Annotated in this window: 16 protein-coding genes; 15 read left to right on the top strand and 1 reads right to left on the bottom strand. The window is 43.4% G+C overall.

The genetic code is table 11. The features are described 5' to 3' along the window. Positions 1 to 136: 136 nt before the first annotated feature. From V8G47_RS04085 to V8G47_RS04025, 13 genes are all read left to right on the top strand, one after another. Entirely contained in the window at positions 137 to 2305 is a 2169-nt protein-coding gene (locus V8G47_RS04085; RefSeq protein WP_336198988.1) for a DNA topoisomerase III, read from the top strand. A 100-nt stretch (positions 2306 to 2405) separates the two neighbouring features. Further along, positions 2406 to 2924: an ankyrin repeat domain-containing protein gene (locus V8G47_RS04080; RefSeq protein ID WP_336198987.1), complete on the top strand. Its 519-nt coding sequence runs from the start codon at positions 2406 to 2408 to the stop codon at positions 2922 to 2924. Positions 2925 to 3150: 226 nt separating this feature from the next. Continuing rightward, positions 3151 to 4605 carry a carbon starvation CstA family protein gene (locus tag V8G47_RS04075; RefSeq protein ID WP_336198986.1) on the top strand — a complete coding sequence of 485 codons (1455 nt, stop codon included), beginning with the start codon at positions 3151 to 3153 and terminating at the stop codon, positions 4603 to 4605. 398 nt (positions 4606 to 5003) lie between these two features. Beyond that, complete coding sequence (locus tag V8G47_RS04070) at positions 5004 to 5894, top strand: nitrilase-related carbon-nitrogen hydrolase (protein ID WP_336198985.1); 891 nt, start codon at positions 5004 to 5006, stop codon at positions 5892 to 5894. 71 nt (positions 5895 to 5965) lie between these two features. Further along, positions 5966 to 7321 (top strand): NAD(P)-dependent oxidoreductase, encoded by a 1356-nt coding sequence (locus tag V8G47_RS04065; protein ID WP_336198984.1) that lies wholly within the window; start codon positions 5966 to 5968, stop codon positions 7319 to 7321. Positions 7322 to 7345: 24 nt separating this feature from the next. Then, positions 7346 to 8632 carry an NAD-dependent dihydropyrimidine dehydrogenase subunit PreA gene (preA, locus tag V8G47_RS04060; RefSeq protein WP_261751076.1) on the top strand — a complete coding sequence of 429 codons (1287 nt, stop codon included), beginning with the start codon at positions 7346 to 7348 and terminating at the stop codon, positions 8630 to 8632. Positions 8633 to 8648: 16 nt separating this feature from the next. Beyond that, on the top strand, positions 8649 to 10076 hold the full coding sequence (hydA, locus tag V8G47_RS04055; RefSeq protein WP_261751075.1) for a dihydropyrimidinase: 1428 nt from the start codon (positions 8649 to 8651) through the stop codon (positions 10074 to 10076). A 133-nt stretch (positions 10077 to 10209) separates the two neighbouring features. Beyond that, positions 10210 to 11682 (top strand): NCS1 family transporter, encoded by a 1473-nt coding sequence (locus tag V8G47_RS04050; RefSeq protein WP_261751074.1) that lies wholly within the window; start codon positions 10210 to 10212, stop codon positions 11680 to 11682. Positions 11683 to 11726: 44 nt separating this feature from the next. Beyond that, positions 11727 to 11936, top strand: a complete 210-nt coding sequence (locus tag V8G47_RS04045) for a hypothetical protein (RefSeq protein WP_261751073.1) — start codon at positions 11727 to 11729, stop codon at positions 11934 to 11936. 16 nt (positions 11937 to 11952) lie between these two features. Next, the gene (locus V8G47_RS04040; RefSeq protein ID WP_261751072.1) at positions 11953 to 12132 is read left to right on the top strand and encodes a hypothetical protein; all 180 of its coding nucleotides are present in this window, start codon (positions 11953 to 11955) and stop codon (positions 12130 to 12132) included. 61 nt (positions 12133 to 12193) lie between these two features. Continuing rightward, a complete protein-coding gene (locus tag V8G47_RS04035) occupies positions 12194 to 13795 on the top strand; it encodes a PucR family transcriptional regulator (RefSeq protein ID WP_336198983.1) in 1602 nt (533 codons plus the stop codon). 161 nt (positions 13796 to 13956) lie between these two features. Then, positions 13957 to 15423, top strand: coding sequence for a CoA-acylating methylmalonate-semialdehyde dehydrogenase (locus V8G47_RS04030; protein ID WP_261751070.1), 1467 nt, complete (start codon positions 13957 to 13959; stop codon positions 15421 to 15423). 21 nt (positions 15424 to 15444) lie between these two features. Continuing rightward, positions 15445 to 16800, top strand: coding sequence for an aspartate aminotransferase family protein (locus V8G47_RS04025; RefSeq protein WP_336198982.1), 1356 nt, complete (start codon positions 15445 to 15447; stop codon positions 16798 to 16800). Positions 16801 to 16833: 33 nt separating this feature from the next. Here the strand turns inward: V8G47_RS04025 and V8G47_RS04020 are convergent, their stop codons facing one another. Further along, entirely contained in the window at positions 16834 to 17760 is a 927-nt protein-coding gene (locus V8G47_RS04020; RefSeq protein ID WP_336198981.1) for a VanW family protein, read from the bottom strand. 131 nt (positions 17761 to 17891) lie between these two features. On the opposite strand from V8G47_RS04020, the gene V8G47_RS04015 reads away from it, so the two are divergent. Together V8G47_RS04015 and V8G47_RS04010 are read left to right on the top strand one after the other, a co-directional pair. Continuing rightward, entirely contained in the window at positions 17892 to 18710 is an 819-nt protein-coding gene (locus V8G47_RS04015) for a hypothetical protein (protein WP_336198980.1), read from the top strand. Positions 18711 to 18842: 132 nt separating this feature from the next. After that, complete coding sequence (locus V8G47_RS04010; protein WP_336198979.1) at positions 18843 to 19445, top strand: DedA family protein; 603 nt, start codon at positions 18843 to 18845, stop codon at positions 19443 to 19445. The last annotated feature ends 109 nt before the right edge of the window (positions 19446 to 19554 follow it).

The raw sequence follows: 19554 nt of genomic DNA, 5'->3' as shown, positions 1-19554 counted from the left end.
TTTATTAAGATCGACCATGTATAAGTATAGTACAATCTCCCTAATGACGTGAACCAAAATGCACTACTCTATTTATTGTATGTTAAAATAGAAAAGATATAGAAAATATAGACCCAGTAATGAAAGGATTTTTTACATGAAAAAGATTTTGGTCCTGGCAGAAAAACCTTCTGTCGGTAGAGATATTGCCAGAGTACTTCAATGTACGAAAAGTGGAAATGGATTCTTGGAAGGGAATGATTATATCGTCACTTGGGCTCTTGGACACCTGGTGACCCTTGCAGAACCTGAAAGCTACGACGATCGATATAAATCATGGAATCTTGAAGATCTACCCATGCTCCCTTCTTCCCTTAATCTTGTCGTGATCAAGAAAACAGGAAAACAATTCAGCACGGTCAAAGCGCAAATGACCCGCCCTGATGTAAAAGAGATCGTCATAGCCACCGATGCCGGTCGTGAAGGGGAGCTTGTCGCCCGTTGGATCATTGAAAAAGCCCGGGTGAATAAGCCGTTAAAACGGTTATGGATTTCATCTGTCACTGACAAGGCCATCAAGGAAGGATTCAAAAGACTGAAAGATGCGAAAAGCTTCGAAAATTTATATGCTGCCGCCGAGGCACGATCCGAAGCTGATTGGTACGTGGGGATGAATGCAACAAGAGCCTTGACCACCAAGCACAATGCCCAATTGTCCTGCGGACGTGTACAAACACCGACGATAAGTATCATTGCGCAGCGAGAGGAGGAAATAAAGAATTTCACCCCCAAACCTTTTTACGGAATACAAGCTGTGACGGATAAAGGGACCTTTGTGTGGTCAAACAGGAAAAACAATGATACGAGAACGTTCTCCAAAGAAGAAATCACTTCAATCATGGAGTCATTAAAAGACAGGAAGGAAATCGTCATTCAGTCTGTGAAGAAAACATTGAAGAAAAATGTTGCACCTTCCCTTTATGATTTGACTGAATTACAAAGAGATGCCCATAAGATCTTTGGATTTTCTGCTAAAGAAACGCTTTCTATCATGCAGAAATTGTATGAGCAGCATAAATTGGTGACGTATCCAAGGACAGATAGTAAACATTTATCAAGTGATATGGTTTCAACACTCAAGGACAGATTGAAAGCGGTGAACGTTCAACCATACCGAAAGATGGCCCACAGGGCGTTACAGGGCACGGTGCAATTGTCAAAAGCTTATGTAGATGATCAAAAGGTGACAGATCACCATGCGATCATCCCTACGGAAGAAACACCTTTTATTCAGAAGCTGCAGGACAGGGAAATAAAAATATATGATTTGATCGTCAAGCGTTTCTTAGCTGTATTCCTTCCTCCCTATCAGTACGAACAAACGACTGTAGATGCCTCAATCGGGTCAGAAACATTCCAAACAAAAGGGAAGCGGATTGTAGACTCCGGATGGAAAGAACTCTATGATCACAACACTGAAGCGGACCAGCTTCTTTCCAGAATGGAAGAAGGGACTGCCTATCCGGTTCTGTCAATCAAAGAAACGGAAGGACAAACCAATCCTCCAGGAAGATTTAATGAGGGTACACTGTTGTCTGCAATGGAGAACCCTAAGAAGTTCATGAAAGAAAGCAATAAAGACCTGCTCGCTACAATTTCTGAGGCAGGCGGCCTTGGAACTGTCGCAACTAGGGCAGATATTATTGAAAAGCTCTTCAATTCAGGGGTAATAGAGTCAAAAGGAAAAGATATTCATATCACTTCCAAAGGGAAGCAACTATTGGAACTGGCACCTCTGGATCTCAGGTCACCTACCTTGACAGCGGTGTGGGAGCAAAAGCTTGAAAAAATCGCCAACGGCTCCCTGAAAAAGCAGGAATTTCTGAATGAAATCAAGGATTATACGAAGAAGTCCGTCAGTGAAATCAAACATTCAACTCAAAAATTCACCCATGATAACCTGACAGGTACCAAATGTCCGGACTGTGGGAATTTAATGTTGGAAATTAAGAATAAGCATGGAAAGAAACTGGTTTGCCAAGACAGGGAATGTGGTCACCGGAAAAATATCAGCAAGAAAACGAATGCCCGGTGTCCGAATTGCCATAAACGCCTGGACTTAAGAGGAGAAGGGGAAGGCCAGACATTCACTTGTGTTTGTGGACATCGGGAAAAATTATCGACATTCAATGATAGAAGAAAAAAAGAAAAGAATAGTAAAGCGACAAAAAGGGATGTTAATAAATATTTAAAAACACAACAGAAGGAAGAGCCGGTCAATACAGCATTAGCTGATGCCTTAGCAAAATTAAAATTGGATCAGTAGCCTTTCCTGGGGATGAGTGCCTATTTTGGCAATCATCCCTATCTTTTATCATAATTAATTGGTAGAATATTTGTAATTATGAAAAAACGAGGTGAAATCAGTGACATCCTTTACAATTGAAGAGTTTTTCGAGGCAATCGAAACGGGCAATAAAGCGGTAGTCGAACAAACGTTAAGAAATGATACAAATCTTTGTAATGCAGAGAATGAACAAGGTTTAACCGCCCTCGGGGTAGCGTCGCATTTTGATCAAAAGGAAATTGTGGAGCTTCTTCTGAATTTTGGTGCAGATATTAATTCCGTTTCCAATTCAAAGGTAGCGTATATTCCATCCAACACAGCATTACATGCAGGAATTGCCGGTAAAGCGTCAAAAGAATTAGTGGAATTCCTGCTTGATCAGGGAGCGAATGTAAATCAGAGTGATTCATCCGGCCATACACCTTTACATATTGCTGCATTTGATGGTTCTGCAGAGATTGTGACTTTGCTGCTGGCTTATGGAGACGATCGAGCCAACCAATCACAACATACCCAATCTCCTTTGGAGATCGCTACTGAAAGAAATAATAAGGATTTTTTGAAGGCTCACGAGAAATTTGTTAAAACGAAAATATAGAAGCCGATAAGGTGCATTCCCAAGAGGGGGGTGCGTCTTTTTGTTATATTGAAAAAATTTTAAATGAATTGTACGCGGTTTCATTGTTGGTTTAAAAGGCTTTATATGAATCCATTGATGTTTATATATTCTGAAAAAATAATGTTTTTAGAAAATTCTGTTGTTATTTGTCGTTTTTCGTATTAGAATAAACCTTAATTTCAATTAGTGAAGGGAGGACATCGTGATGCTCACATTTCTTGCATCCATCTGTATTCTGGTAGTTGGTTATTTCTTTTATTCAAAGGTGGTAGAAAAGATTTTCGGGGTGGATGATTCCAATATCACACCTGCATATGCAAAAAAAGACGGCTTGGATTATATGCCCATGAGCTGGTGGAAAGCAAGTCTGGTACAACTCTTGAACATTGCGGGATTGGGTCCGATCTTTGGTGCGATACTTGGTGCTTTATACGGTCCTGTCGCATTCCTGTGGATTGTAATAGGAACATTGTTCGCTGGAGCCGTACATGATTATTTTTCCGGAATGCTTTCTCTCAGACATAATGGGGCACAGTTCCCGACAATCGTAGGGAAATATTTGGGGAAACCCGTTCAGTCCGTCATGAACATTTTGTCCATCGTGTTAATGATCCTTGTAGCGGCAGCCTTTACATCAGGGCCGGCGCAACTTATGGCAGAGGTGACGCCACTTAACTTTATGACCTCTCTGGTTATTATCTTTACATATTTTCTGGTTGCAACAGTTTTACCGATCAATAAAATCATCGGTAGGATTTATCCGATTTTCGGTGGGATACTTATATTTATGGCGGTAGCAATCGGAATCGGATTATTCTTCTTTGAACACCCGGTCCCGAATTTAACATTTGAGAACATGCATCCAGGCGATCTGCCTTTATGGCCTCTCTTAATGGTCACCGTGTCATGCGGAGCCATTTCCGGCTTCCATTCCACTCAAAGTCCGATCCTTGCAAGGACCTTGAAAAGGGAAAGCGAAGGTCGGAAAGTATTTTATGGGGCGATGGTTGCTGAAGGAATCATAGCACTTATCTGGGCTGCGGCAGGGATGGCATTCTTTAATGGAACAGCCGGTCTTCAGGAAGCACTCGCTTCAGGAGGTCCTGCAGGGGTGGTTAATGAGATCAGTAAAACGACACTGGGGACTCTCGGCGGTATACTGGCGGTCCTTGGTGTCATCATCCTTCCTGTGACGACAGGGGATACCGCCCTCAGATCTTCACGTATGATGCTCGCAGATTTACTGAGCGATTTTAGGAAAAAAGAAATGAAAGGGAAATGGCTTCCAGGATTACTCGTCATTCCTGTTGCAGTACCTACTTTCCTGCTGACTCAAATTGATTATACTTTTCTTTGGAGGTATGTAGGCTGGTCGAATCAAGTAGTTGCGACGGTCATGCTTTGGACCGCTTCCATCTATTTATTGCAGAAAGCAAGATTTCACTGGATTTGCAGCCTTCCAGCTTTGTTTATGACAGGTGTGGTAAGTTCGTATATTTTTTATGCACCAGAAGGCTTCGGTCTTTCCTATTCTATTTCCATGGTTCTTGGAGCAATCATCTGGTTAGCCGTATTGGCCTGGTTTATTGGACAAGTTGTAAAGTACAGACCGGAAAGACAGCAGTCACTGAAAATAAAATCAGTCAATTCATACCGTTAATCGAAGAAACAGCCTTTTCATTTGAGGAGGCTGTTTTTTGTGCATGAAAGATAAGTTGAATGGAGGGATTTGTGAACTTTGTCGATTAAAAACTGAATTTTTATAAGATTTAGACAAATTATTCTACAAATTTCGCAGAGTGCGTATGATACCTTATGAGAAACGGACAAGAGTGCTCAAACAAAAATGACAATACATAATGACAAATGATGAAGGTAGTTCGTCTTACAAAATGTGTAATGCAATCTTTTTTCGTACGGGTTAAAATTAAGTGAAAATATTAAAAATTCAGAATTTATCTAGAGGGCAGTGAAATCTAGTAAGTGTTTACATATGAAACTATAACAATGAAAGCGCTTACTATTTTATAAAAATCCTAATGTAATGGGGGAATTGGAATGTCAGATTTGGTTACAATCGGACTCATTCAGGCTTCTCATGATGTAGACGGGGATGAAACAGTAGACGTCCATAAAAAGAATGCAATCAAAAAGCATGTGGAACTAGTGAGGGATGCAGCGAAAAAAGGGGCTCAGATCATATGCTTGCAGGAGATATTCTATGGGCCGTACTTTTGTTCAGAGCAGAATCCTAAATGGTATGACTCTGCAGAAGAAATTCCGAATGGTCCGACTACAAAACAATTCCAGGAGTTGGCCAAAGAGCTGAGTGTGGTCATCGTCCTGCCGATCTATGAGAGGGAGGGAATAGCAACCTACTATAATACGGCAGCTGTCATCGACGCAGATGGGACATACTTGGGGAAATATCGAAAGCAGCATATCCCTCATGTGGGTGTCGGAGAGGAAGGATACGGGTTCTGGGAGAAATATTATTTCAAACCTGGAAATCTTGGGTATCCGGTATTTGATACTGCTTATGCCAAGGTAGGGGTCTACATTTGTTATGACAGGCATTTCCCTGAAGGAGCGCGTTTATTGGGGCTGAAGGGGGCGGAAATTGTCTTTAATCCGTCAGCGACCGTAGCAGGTCTTTCCGAATACTTATGGAAACTTGAACAACCTGCTCATGCAGTGGCAAATGGGTACTATTTGGGGGCCATCAATCGCGTCGGATATGAAGGTCCCTGGAATATGGGTGAATTCTACGGCCAGTCCTATCTCGTCGATCCGAGGGGGAGCTTTGTTTCAGTTGGAAGCAGGGATCAGGATGAAGTGATCATCGGGGAAATGAATAAGAAGTTATTAAGAGAAGTAAGGGACACATGGCAGTTTTACCGTGACAGGAGACCCGAAACCTATAACGATATGACGGCGTTACTTCCTTAACCAAGCTGGAAAGATAAGAAGTGCTTCATCATCTTGATTCATTAATCGGAAATGAAGAGGGGGAAGTCAGTTTGTCTAACACACTTTCATTACTCAATCTCGAGAAGAATTTTCAGGAAACCCATAAGGGATTAACGGGCAGGGAGGCATTAGAGGAAGCGAATCGATGTTTGTACTGCTATGATGCACCTTGCATTCAAGCCTGCCCGACAAGCATCGATATACCATCATTTATAAAAAAAATTGCATCGGGTAATTTAAAGGGTTCCGCTAAGACCATCATGTCTGCCAATCCCGTTGGCGCGAGCTGCTCAAGGGTCTGTCCGACAGAGGAGCTATGTGAAGGAGCATGTGTTCTGAATTCTTCAACCAAACCCATTATGATCGGCGATCTTCAACGGTATGCAACGGATTGGGCAAGACATAATGACACTGTACTCTTTGAAGCGGGAGTGCCTAACGGAAAGAAAGTCGGAATCATCGGCGGGGGACCGGCGGGGCTTTCTGCAGCAAGGGAACTCGCGCGGTTTGGATATGATGTAACGATCTATGAGGCTGAAAAAGAAGCGGGGGGCTTAAATACTTATGGCATCGTTTCGTTCCGCCTTCCTCAGAGCATTTCTTATTGGGAAGTGGAACAGGTAAAGAAACTGAATGTAAAGATCCGGACCAGTGTAAAAGTGGGTCAGGATATATCTGCCGAGGAGATCCTAATGAACCATGACTTTGTCATCCTGGCTGCAGGTATGTCGAGTGTACCGGACTTACGGATTCAAGGAGAAGAACTGATAGGCGTGCATGATGCCATCGAGTTTGTGAAAAAGACCAAAAGCGGCAAGTTGAATCACGAGTACATCGGTAAAAAAGTAGTGGTGATCGGTGCAGGAAACACAGCCATTGATGGAGCCACATGCTCCATTCGACTAGGTGCAGAAAATGTAAAAATCTTATACCGGCGTACTCAAGAAGAAATGACAGCTTATGATTTCGAATACGAATTTGCCAAGCAGGACGGTGTGGAATTCCGTTGGTTGACGGCTCCCCAAAGGATCATCGGGAATGAAAAAGGAGAGGTTACAGGGATTGAATGTATCAAGATGGAGCTTGGTGAACAAGGGCCAGATGGAAGAAGGCGCCCCATTCCGGTTAAAGGCTCCGAATTCACTTTGCCCGTTGACGTCGTCATTAAAGCCATAGGACAGACCCGTCATCTTACACTCATTGAAGAATTCGGGTTGGAGCACTCTGAAGGAGTGGTGAAGGTTGATCCCGGTACTTTTCAAACGTCGAATCCTTCGATTTTTGCCTGTGGGGACATCGTATTCGGTAAAGGTATCGGGGAAGCGATGGTTGTTACGGCAGCAGAGCAAGGGAAGCAGGCAGCATACCATTTACATGAGATCTGTTCGACAGTAAAAATGAATTAAAACTGTTTAAGAGGGGGGAATTCCATGGCGAATTTAAGCATAGATTTAGCGGGGATCAAATCACCCAATCCATTTTGGTTGGCATCTGCGCCACCGACGAACTCAGGGTATCAGGTTCAAAGGGCTTTCGAGGCTGGTTGGGGAGGTGCGGTTTGGAAAACGTTGGGTGAACCCATCATAAATGTGTCATCCAGGTTCGCAGCCGTAAGCTTTAACGGTCAGAGGGTAGCGGGTTTTAACAATATCGAACTGATTACGGATCGGCCATTGGAAGTGAACTTAAAAGAGATATATGAAACCAAGAAGAGATTCCCGAATCACGCCATCATTGCTTCACTAATGGTGGAGCCAAAGCAGGAAAAGTGGCATGAAATCGTCAAAAAAGTGGAGGATGTAGGCGTTGACGGATTGGAACTGAATTTCGGATGTCCCCATGGGATGGCTGAACGGGGGATGGGGTCGGCCTCCGGTCAAGTACCTGAGCTGGTCGAGAAACAAACTCATTGGGCAAAGGAAGTGGCAAGGACACCGGTCATTGTTAAGCTGACACCCAATATAACAGATATCACCGTGACAGCCGAAGCAGCCGTCCGAGGCGGAGCGGATGCTGTCAGCATGATCAATACGATCAATAGTCTTGCAGGAGTGGATCTGGATTCATGGAACACAATTCCTCATGTGGCCGGTAAGGGAGCTCACGGTGGCTATTGCGGTCCTGCAGTGAAACCTATTTCCTTGAACATGGTGGCAGAATGTGCCAGGAATCCGAGGATCAATGTTCCGATTTCAGGCATGGGGGGAGTGTCGAACTGGCAGGACGCCGTTGAGTTCATGCTCATGGGTGCTTCCGGGGTTCAGGTATGCACGGCAGCCATGCACCACGGTTTCAGGATCGTTGAGGATATGCTGGATGGATTAAATAATTATTTAGATGAAAAAGGAATAGCAAGCGTTCAGGAGATTGTTGGAAAGTCAGTTCCTAGATTTTCCGATTGGGGGAATCTGGATCTGAATTATAGCGTAGTGGCCCAGATCAATAATGACGTATGCATCAATTGTAATAAGTGCCACATTGCATGCGAAGACACGTCTCATCAGTGTATTGATATGTTGAAGGATTCTGATGGAAATAGCTATCTGAAGGTGCGGGAGGAAGATTGTGTGGGATGCAATCTATGCTCGATTGTCTGTCCGGTTGATGGTGCCATAGACATGATTGAAGTTCCGAGCGGTCAGATGCCGATGACCTGGAACCAACGTCAAGCAGTCATGAGTAACCTGTCGGGCTCTAAAGTAAATGCAGTAAAATAACCCAGGAGGTACCGTAATGGAAAAAATCATTCAAAATGGAACGATTGTCACAGCTACCGATACGTATAAAGCAGATATCCTGATACAAGACGGAAAGATTGCCGCGATTGGAAAAGGATTTGATCCAGGAGAGGCTGAAGTGATCGATGCAAGTGGGAAATTCATTTTTCCAGGAGGAGTCGATCCCCATACACATCTGGAAATGCCATTTGGTGGCACGGTCTCAAAGGATGACTTTGAAACGGGAACGATTGCCGCTGCATTTGGTGGGACAACGACCCTCATAGATTTCTGTTTAACGAATAAAGGAGAACCTCTTCAAAGTGCCATCGATACATGGCATGCAAAATCAAAGGATAAAGCCGTTATCGATTATAGCTTCCACCTGATGATCGGGGAGATCAATCAAGAGGTCCTCTCTCAGCTGCCTGATGTCATACAGCAGGAAGGCATCACATCGTTCAAAGTGTTTATGGCGTACAAAAATGTATTTCAGGCAGATGATGAAACCCTATTCCGGACACTGGTTGCTGCAAGGGAACTCGGGGCCCTCGTCATGGTTCACGCAGAGAATGGGGATGTTATTGAATACTTAACCGAGAAGGCATTAGAAGAAGGGAAAACGGAACCGATTTATCATGCTTTGACGAGACCTCCTGAACTTGAAGGGGAAGCCACCGGCAGAGCAGCTAAATTAACGGGATTAGCGGATTCCCAATTATATGTTGTTCATGTTTCGTGCTCGGAGGCTGTGGAACAGATTTCAGCGGCGAGGAGTAAAGGGTTGAATGTATGGGGGGAAACATGTCCACAGTATCTGGTACTTGATCAAACCTATTTAGAGCGCCCCAACTTTGAAGGGGCGAAATACGTATGGTCCCCTCCACTCAGGGAAAAGTGGCATCAGGACGTTTTATGGAACGCATTGAAAAGCGGGCAGCTCCAAACATTGGGATCTGATCAATGTTCTTTTGATTTCCAGGGGCAGAAGGATTTAGGAAAAGAAGATTTCACTAAAATTCCGAATGGCGGACCGATCATTGAGGACCGTGTATCTATATTATTCTCAGAAGGGGTGGAAAAAGGACGCATAAGCTTGAATCAGTTTGTAGATATCATGTCAACAAGAAGTGCCAAATTGTTTGGGTTGTATCCTCAGAAAGGAACCGTTGCCGTTGGATCGGATGCAGATATCGTCATCTTTGATCCGGAGGCAGAAAGAGTCATCTCTGCTGCGACCCATCATATGGCAGCAGATTATAACCCGTTTGAAGGCATGAAAATCAAAGGTGAACCCGTCTCTGTATTATCCAGGGGTGAATATGTCATCAAAGATAAAAAGTTTGTAGGAAAAAAGGGTACCGGCAAGTATATCAAGAGAGCGAAATACGGTAACCTGCTGGTAAATGAAGAGAGTGCAGCACTTCAATCCTCTAAGAGCTGATAAGCATTATAGATAAACATCCACCTTAATCTTAGAACAACTCCTCGCGAGCCGGGTGCAGGGACTGCGCCCGCTCGCCTCTCTTGTTAAGAAGATTGGTAAAGCCATTCGAAGCAAACAAAGTGGGGTGTTCATGTTGAAAAGAAGTTATTTAAAGTCTCCCGATTTATTACCCATCAAAGAAAGTGAAAGGAAAGTTACAAAGCTTGGCTATTCCTTTATGTGGGTGGGGATGGTCGTCGTCCTTGCAACCTTCGCAATCGGTGGGGCAGGCGTCGTGTCGTTACCATTACCCCTTGTTGTTTTAGCCACCATCATAGGATCCCTTGCCATTGGATTATTTATTACCTTAACAGGCGATATAGGGATTGAACATGGTGTATCCTTCCCTGTATACATGAGAGCACCCTTCGGAACGATCGGGACGCATATTCCATCCGTGGTCCGCGGCCTGGCTGCTTCCATGTGGTTCGGAATCAACACATACTTCGGGGCTACCGCGATGAACGGAATTCTTAATATATTATCAGGTTTTGATAATTGGTTTGTTTGCTTCATGATTTTTGCGATTCTTCAATTGGTGAATACGGCACTTGGGATTAAAGCTGTGGAACGTTTTGCGGACCTTGCCGCCCCAGTCATCATTCTCATCTCCGTATGGATGTATTCTTCATTATCAGACTCCGCAGCCTCCCAGGGAAGAGATATCTGGAGCTGGGTTGAAAGTCCGGTGACGGGGGCAGCCACATTCACTGCTTTCCTTGTTGTGATTTTTAGTAATATGGGATTTTGGGCAACACTTTCAGCAGATATTCCTTCCATTTCACGCTTCATGAAGGCTCCAAGCAATGAAAGGAATTGGTTCAAGAGAAACCGGAGTGCACTCATAGGTAATCTTATAGCCCTACCGATTACTCAGGCATTTATGGTATTAATCGGCGGTATTTCGTATATTGCCGTACTGAATTATGATCCTGTAGTTGCCCTTCAGGAGGCGGCAAGCGGGTTTGTTTTAGGAGTCCTGCTCCTGATGATCGTCCTGGCACAATGGTCTACGAATATTGCGGCAAATATAGTCCCTGCAGCCACCATTTTTTCAAATGTAGGGGGACCCAAATTTCCTTTTTGGGCCGGTGTGTTAACAGCCGGGGTCGTGGGGACGATTGTACAGCCATGGAACCTCTTCGATATCATCATTCCCGTTCTGCTATTTGTGGGTGGGATTTTATCCGCCATCGTGGGAATATTGATATCAGATTACTATTTTATAAGAAAACGCCGGGTCAATGTCCCCGCATTATATGAAGACAGGGGACAATTCAGCTATATGAAAGGTATCAATCTTGCTGGCTTCATATCATGGATCCTTGGGGCAGTCGCTTCATATTTCGTTCCTAACTTCTCGTTTCTGGTTGGATTTGGTATAGGAGCCCTCTGCTATTACGTTTTGGCTAAATATTGGTGGTTCAAGAAGTATGAGCAGGCAGAACTCTCCGATCCCAGTGATGAGAAGTATTTGGGAATGTCGGTAGGCCGTGATTGGATCATTGAAGAAGCAGAGGAAAACGTTATCGAAAAATCCCCAACAGGCACAAGTATTTCTTGAATGGGCGAAAGTGGTAGCAAATAGGATGATGAAAGGGTGTCGAAATGTCCGATTATCAAGAGTTTTTAAGCGAAAGAGACAAGATTGATTTTCTTCTGCAAAAGGGTTTTAAAATAGAAAAGGTCACTGAAAATCTCAGTGGGGCTTTTGTTGTATTTAAACATACTGAAAATAAGAGAAGCGCCACTTTGCATGTGAAAACGGCGAATGCACGAAAGTATTTTTCAAATCTATTATTTCAAACACATCATTGAAAGGGGGCCTAGCGGCATGAGGGATCTGCCCGTAGACAAAGAATTGACGGTTGCCCCCGGAAACATGCAAACGACGGATGAATTCATACATTGGGTATTATCCGTCTTGTCTTCGAATCACTTGACGGAAGAACAATTAGTGAAGTGGTGGGGTGAGGAGATACAGTTTGCAATCCCCCATACTGAAGAGGAGTGAAGGATTGGTCCTGCCAATCCTTTTTTCTCCATTTACTACGCCAAACAAAAGGGAGAGAAGGATGAAAAGTCATTTCTATTTTTCAGTGAAAGATATCCTGGAAAGAAAGTACTTTGAACACGCTAAGGTGATAGCTGGACACAGAGGTCTCTCCAGACAAGTAAAATGGGTACACATTGTCGAAGTCACTTCTATAAAAAATCTTCTTAACGGGAATGAATTGATCCTTTCAACTGGTCTTGCCTTGAAGGAGGAAGGGAGTTTCCTATCACTGATTCACCAGTTGGGGGCTTGTGGTGCAGCGGCCCTTTGTATCGAACTTGATACGAATATCTCTACCATACCGGCAGCTGTATTGGAGTGGGCGGATGAATTTGATTTCCCCATCATTGTTTTTGAAAAAGAAGTCCCGTTTGTCAGTATCACTCAGGATATACACGCCGTAATCATCAATCAGCAATATGAGATGATCAAGAAACTTGATTTCTATGCTCAGAACCTGAATAAGTTGCTGCTGTCAGTCAAGCACTGCAGGGATATCCTTCAAGTATTACATAAAGAATTAAATGTACCGGTACTTTTTCAATTGAAAGAACAAGATGTTAAGGTTCATCCCTTAATGTGTTCATCTGAAGAAGAGCTCTTCCTGCAAAACTACTATAAAAGCAAAGACAGTAAAGATCATCACGTTGCTTCAACGAAGGTCATCCTATTTGATCAGGAGTATGCAGAGCTTTACATCTGCCGGTACAATCATCCGTTTAGTGAATATGAGCTGCTGATACTTGACCGGACTTCCACCGCCCTTGCTCAATATTGGATGAGGGAATTGTATTTTGATGAACAAAAACGCTTGGAAGAATCAAAATGGATCATGTCCTGGTTAAAAGGAGATCAATCATACGATGGACTTGCCGCTTTCATGGATGAACTAAACGTATCGATCCACGGTGGTGTCGTATGTATTTGCAAGACGAATACACTGGCTGATAAAGAAATGCTTGATTTAACCTTCTTCAATCTAGTAACAAAAAGCATATTTGAACAATATGGATTCAAAGTGGTGCCCGAAAGGATCGATCATGATTTAGTCTTTATTCTCCTTGATACCCGGAGAACCGGTGATTGGAAGGCACGATTGATCAGTGCTTATGAAAAGATTTTAAAATCAGGATTTTTCAGAAAGTCGTCAGGTGCAGTATTTGCCACAGGTAAATATCAGCTCGAGATGATGGATATTCATAGAAGCTATGAAACTGCTAAGGATACCCTTGCGTTTCGAACGAAAGTCGATGGAGGAGACCATTATTGTTTCTTTGATGACCTTCATTTATTCAGATTGATTTCAATCGTCAACGAGAATGTAAACATGTGGGAAATGATAGAAGAATTTCTTTCCCCGTTAATAAAATACGACAGGGACCACGATGGGGATTTATTGAAAACACTTAAAGTTTTCCTGGCTTGTCAGGGGTCAAAGCAAGAAACCTCCAAAAGATTATTTATTGTGAGACAAACACTCTATCATCGACTGAAGAAAATAGAAGATATGCTTGGTGAAGATTTTATGAGATCGGATAAACGGGTGACCATCGAATTTCTATTGGCGGCTCATGAATATTTGCTGCCTCAAAGTTTATTGAAGAAGACAAAGGTACATTAAAGACAGCTTTCAGAAATAGTGTCCAGCGGGAATCCCTGGTTATGTTACACAATGTCTAATGAATGACCTGACGTTTTCTTTCATAATGAAATTATCGAGTATGCAGAAAGTTCTGAACTTCTTCGGGGATATTTTTAAAAAATAATAAGGAGGAACTGAATATGACTGTAATAAAAAAAGATGTAGCAGTATTAAAAAATTTCATTGGGGGTAAGTGGGTGGATTCCCTCAGCTCACAAACATTGGAAGTCTTAAATCCAGCCACAAATGAAGAGATTGCGAGGGTGCCGATCTCTACTAAAGAAGATGTGGCAATGGCAGTAAAAGCTGCGAAGCTTGCTTCAGAAACATGGAAAAAGACCCCGGTGCCGAAACGTGCCCGAATTCTGTATAAATATCATACATTGCTTTCAGACAATCACGATGAACTGGCCAGATTGGTGGTGCAGGAGAATGGAAAATCATTCAAAGAAGCGTATGGTGAAGTACAGCGTGGACTGGAATGTGTGGAATTCGCTTGCGGAGCACCCACCCTCATGATGGGAGAGACGCTCAGTGGGATAGCGGAAGATATCGACTCCGAAATGTTCCGCTATCCACTGGGTGTTGTAGGGGGGATTACTCCGTTCAACTTCCCTATGATGGTCCCGTTATGGATGTTCCCCCTTGCCATCGCCTGTGGAAATACTTTCGTATTGAAGCCATCTGAAAGAACCCCGATCTTAGCCAATAGACTTGCAGAGCTGTTAACGGAAGCGGGAATGCCTGATGGGGTCTTCAACGTGGTGCACGGTGCCCACGATGTGGTGAATGGCTTACTGGAAAACAAGGACATTGCGGCGATATCATTTGTCGGAAGCCAGCCTGTTGCGAAATATGTATATCAACAAGCCGCCTCACAAGGAAAAAGGGTGCAGGCACTATCAGGGGCAAAGAACCATCATATTGTCATGCCCGATGCGGATTTCAATAAAGCGGCTGAACATATCATCAGTTCAGCATTCGGCAGTGCAGGACAGAGATGCATGGCATGCAGTGCAGTAGTGGTGGTTGGAGACAACGAAGAGTTTGTAAAGGCTTTAAATAAAAAGGCAGACGAATTATGTATAGGGGACGGGATGGATGAGGAAGTACTGCTAACTCCCGTCATTCGAAAGGAAAATCGGGAGAAGACTCTCGGTTATATAGAAAAAGGCATACAGGAAGGAGCGTCACTCATTAGGGACGGCCGTAAAGAGATGGAAGATTTCAAGGAAGGGAACTTCTTGGGGGCAACGATCTTTGACCATGTGACACCAGAAATGACGATTGCAAAAGAAGAAATGTTTGCACCTATCCTCAGCCTTTTAAGAGCTGAAGATCTGGACGGGGGACTGGATTACATCCGCCAGTCAAGATACGGTAATGGGGCTACGATCTACACGAAAGACGCCGGCGCCGTCCGCCAGTTCAGGGAGGAAGCAGACGCCGGGATGCTGGGTATCAATGTGGGGGTTCCTGCGACCATGGCATTCTTCCCGTTCTCAGGGTGGAAGGACTCTTTCTATGGAGATATGCATGTTAATGGTAAGGACGGAGTAAATTTCTATACTAGGAAGAAAATGATCACTTCTCGATTTGATTTTTAATCAGGGTTAGGGGGAATCTTCATGGTAAAAGCAGGTCACTCTCAAGATGTATGGTTAAAGCAGGATGAGAAACTCATTTGGCACTCCATGAAACCATATAATCCCGAGGGAACGATGGTTGTGACGGAATCTCACGGATCGTGGATAACTGATCAGGATGGACAGAAGTATCTTGATGGTATGGCAGGATTATGGTGTGTAAATGTTGGATATGGACGACAGGAGTTAGCAGAGGCAGCTTACGAGCAGCTCAAGAAAATGGCTTACTTTCCTCTTACCCAAAGCCATCAGCCGGCCATTGAACTTGCAGAGAAGTTAAATCAATTACTTGGTGATGAATATGTGATTTTCTTTTCCAACAGTGGATCTGAAGCCAATGAAACGGCCTTTAAGATCGCCAGACAATATCATCAACAAAACGGTGATCACGGAAGATATAAAATTTTCTCCCGGTATAGAGGATATCACGGTAATTCTATGGGGGCATTGGCTGCTACAGGGCAGGCTCAGCGTAAATTCAAGTATGAACCATTGGCGCCTGGATTTCACCATGTTGCTCCTCCCGACGCATACCGCGATGAAGTGACAGGTGGAAATCCCCATGACCTTCCAGGCGTGAAGGCGATTGATCAGGCCATGACATGGGAGCTAAGTGAAACAGTCGCTGCCCTGATCATGGAGCCAATTATTACAGGCGGAGGCATCCTCATGCCGCAGGATGGCTATATGAAGGCGGCCAAAGAAGTGTGTGTGAAGCATGGTGCCCTCTTAATTGTAGATGAAGTGATTTGTGGATTTGGACGGACCGGAAAGGCATTCGGCTTTATGAATTATGACGTGAAGCCTGATATCATCACAATGGCCAAGGGGATCACCAGTGCTTATCTCCCGTTGTCGGCCACTGCTGTAAAGCGTGAGATCTATGAAGCCTTTAAGGGATCTGAAGAATATGATTATTTCCGTCATATCAACACATTCGGGGGAAATCCTGCAGCCTGTGCGCTGGCTTTGAAGAACATTGAAATCATGGAAAACGAGAGACTCTTTGAACGGTCAAAAGACCTGGGGGAGAAAACATTGAATTCCTTGAAAAATCACCTCCAGGATCATCCCTATGTAGGGGATGTCAGAGGAAAGGGACTATTGATCGGAATTGAGATGGTGACTCATAAGGATACCAAAGAGCCACTGGAACTGGATAAAGTTAACGCAGTCATAGGATATTGTAAGCAGAATGGAGTCATCATTGGAAAAAACGGTGCTACTGTGGCAGGATTCAACAATGTCCTGACAATATCACCTCCGTTAAACATCGAAGAAGAAGATCTGGAACGACTGGTATCGACTGTCATTGAAGGGATACAACACCTTAAATAATCAGGTTAAAGGCGTCTGCCAATGCAGATGCCTTTAATTTTGTATGGAATGATCGACTTGTTTTTCCTGGGGTAATTCCCGGGATGCACTGGGGACCTTTCTTTTTTTCACATTGATAAGATCAGATGAATGGACGGTTATGATCACTTGCCCATTTGAAATTTTTGCCCGAATGAGAAGAGGCTGATTATAAACATTTTTAAAGGTGAAATCGGGCCCGTACCAGCTCACGGTAGCATCCCTTCCCTCAGGGACATATGGCACTCGTTTCGAGTGATGATACCTTTCCAATATGGTTACGCCCGCTTGATCGACCGCATTATATAAGGTCGATGATACTTGGCAGATACCACCCCCGATATCCTCTGAAAGTTCCCCTCTTACAATGACTGGTGCTTTTTTATAACCCTTTTCTTTCGTTCTTTTTCCGACCACGCCATTAAAAGAGAATACTTCCCCTGGAAACACCACCGTATTGTTGATTTTTTTGGCTGCCAGGGTAATATTTTGCGTTCGCTCTTCATTATGTTTATTAAAGAACGTAACATACTGCCCGATCTTTTGTGTTCGTATGTGTGCGAGAATTTCACTATCCACCTTTGGATATAACGTCAACAAAGGGGGGGCGATCACTACCGATCCCTTTGAAAACAAGAAACCATCGACCAGAGCACGAAATTTTCTTTCATGGAGCTTATATCCAGCCATTTCGGTGATTATCCGGTTATGTTCGTTAATATAGGCATTATGTGGAGGGGTGTAGACCATATTCTGAACGTGTGAAACAAAACCTTCATAATGTTTCTCATTCATTAATGGTTCATCCAATAATGGCACTTCCAGATAGTGACGGTCAACTGAAATGGGTGTATGATTTGGTGACTGGATATGTAGGTGATCATGATTTCCCGATGCCGGAAACACTAACAGACCTATCGCCGTCAGTTTAATCAAAAGCATAAGAACCCTCCCTTTCATTGGTAGTATCCGTATATGTAAGCTGTTTCATGTCCACCCGATATTTCCAAAAATTGAGCGAATGAACCGGCAATAAGGTGACCAAAACTAAGGGAAAAAATGAGGTTTCGTACATGCTTTTTATGATGAGATTCACAATCGTCCTATCAATGCTCCTTGCCTTTGGAGCAAAATCGGCCGATGCCTTTCCGAGTTTTCAAGTTGAGATTCTTCCATGGGAACAAGTAAAGGAAATAATTCCAAACCACTCTTATTTTACGATTATTGATATAGATACCGGATTGTCTTTCAAGGTGCAGAGAAGGGCAGGAAGCAAGCATGCCGATGTGCAGCCGGTCACAGAACAAGACACGAAAATAATGAAAGCCATTTACGGAGGGAAGTGGAGTTGGGATCGTCGTGCGATTCTGGTATTGGTTCATGACCAGCTCATCTCTGCTTCCATGAATGGAATGCCTCATGGTGCCGGAGCACTCCAAAATAATTTTTCAGGGCATTTCTGTGTCCATTTCTACGGAAGTACGACGCATAAGACACCCACTCCAGACTTAGCCCATAAAGTCATGATATTGAAAGCAGGTGGGGAACTGGACAGTTTCCTGTACCGTATGGATCCATATGAATTGATCAGTGTACTTGAGATCGCCATTAATCAGCAGGATGAAGGGCTTCTTTCCCAAATAATGACTGGAAACAAACGTTCAATAAAAAAAACACTTGCTTCAGTGGAACATTTCCGGATTACCCAAAGATCCATACTTCCAGTTGAGGATTTGCCTGCTCTTGTGGCATTGAAAGTACAATTCAAGGTGAAATGGATCAGGTCTGATCATTCACAGGGGGAAAAGGATGCTGTTCTTTATTTACACAGGGATTCATTGGAAGATCAGTGGAAAATAGATGGTCCAACATTCACTGATGAAATTCATTAATTTACCAACTAGCTAACATTAATTCCCTACAGTGGATGAAATCTTATCCTTTATATGAGTTTTCATTAGGTGAAAGAGGGAAAAGGGTATATAAATGAATCGTGGAGGGAAAGTCCGATGTTGGAGTTTGTCATGAAATTAATTAAGGAGTTGGGAATGTGGGGGCTATTCGCCGGAAATGCCATTGAAGCATCCTCATTGCCTTTTCCAGGCGCCCTTGTGACGCTGACTTATGGGTACGTATTGGATCCATCCCCGATGAAGCTTTTAATATTAGCACTCACCAGCAGTGCCATCTATACCATTTTTAGTTTCATCCCTTATGGTATTGGATTCAAGCTGAAGGACAAGATCAAGGAAAAAACCAGTTCCAAGAAAATTGAAAAGGGTCAGAAGTGGTTTCGCAAATGCGGATTGTGGAGTATAGCGATTACGAGACCCCTCGGCATCGGTAATTATGTCTCATATGTTGCAGGCATCAGTAAAGTGAATAAGTGGAAGTTTGGTGGATTAACCTTTATAGGAATATTCCCGATCACCCTCACGATGTTAATAGTCGGGAAAAATGGTAATTTGAAATCCGTTCAATCCATGATGAGTCATATTCAGACCTATCTTCTTATCGGAGGGGCAGTAATCCTTATTGGATACCTGCTATATAAATTCGTGTATAAACCAAAAGCGAAGTCCGCTTGTTTACAAGATGACACAAGTATCGCCAAGCATGCTGAATAAATAAACTGAAAGTTCGCTCCTGAAAATGGGAAGCGGATTTTTTTTGATTACAGGGCATTACATCATGGGCTTCCTCAATCTACTACATGCTTCAACCCTGATCTATATG

The organism is Rossellomorea sp. LJF3, assembly GCF_037046045.1.
Lineage (GTDB): Bacteria > Bacillota > Bacilli > Bacillales > Bacillaceae_B > Rossellomorea.
The sequence above is the reverse complement of the archived record's forward strand: the minus strand, read 5'-3'. Positions and strand labels throughout refer to the sequence as shown.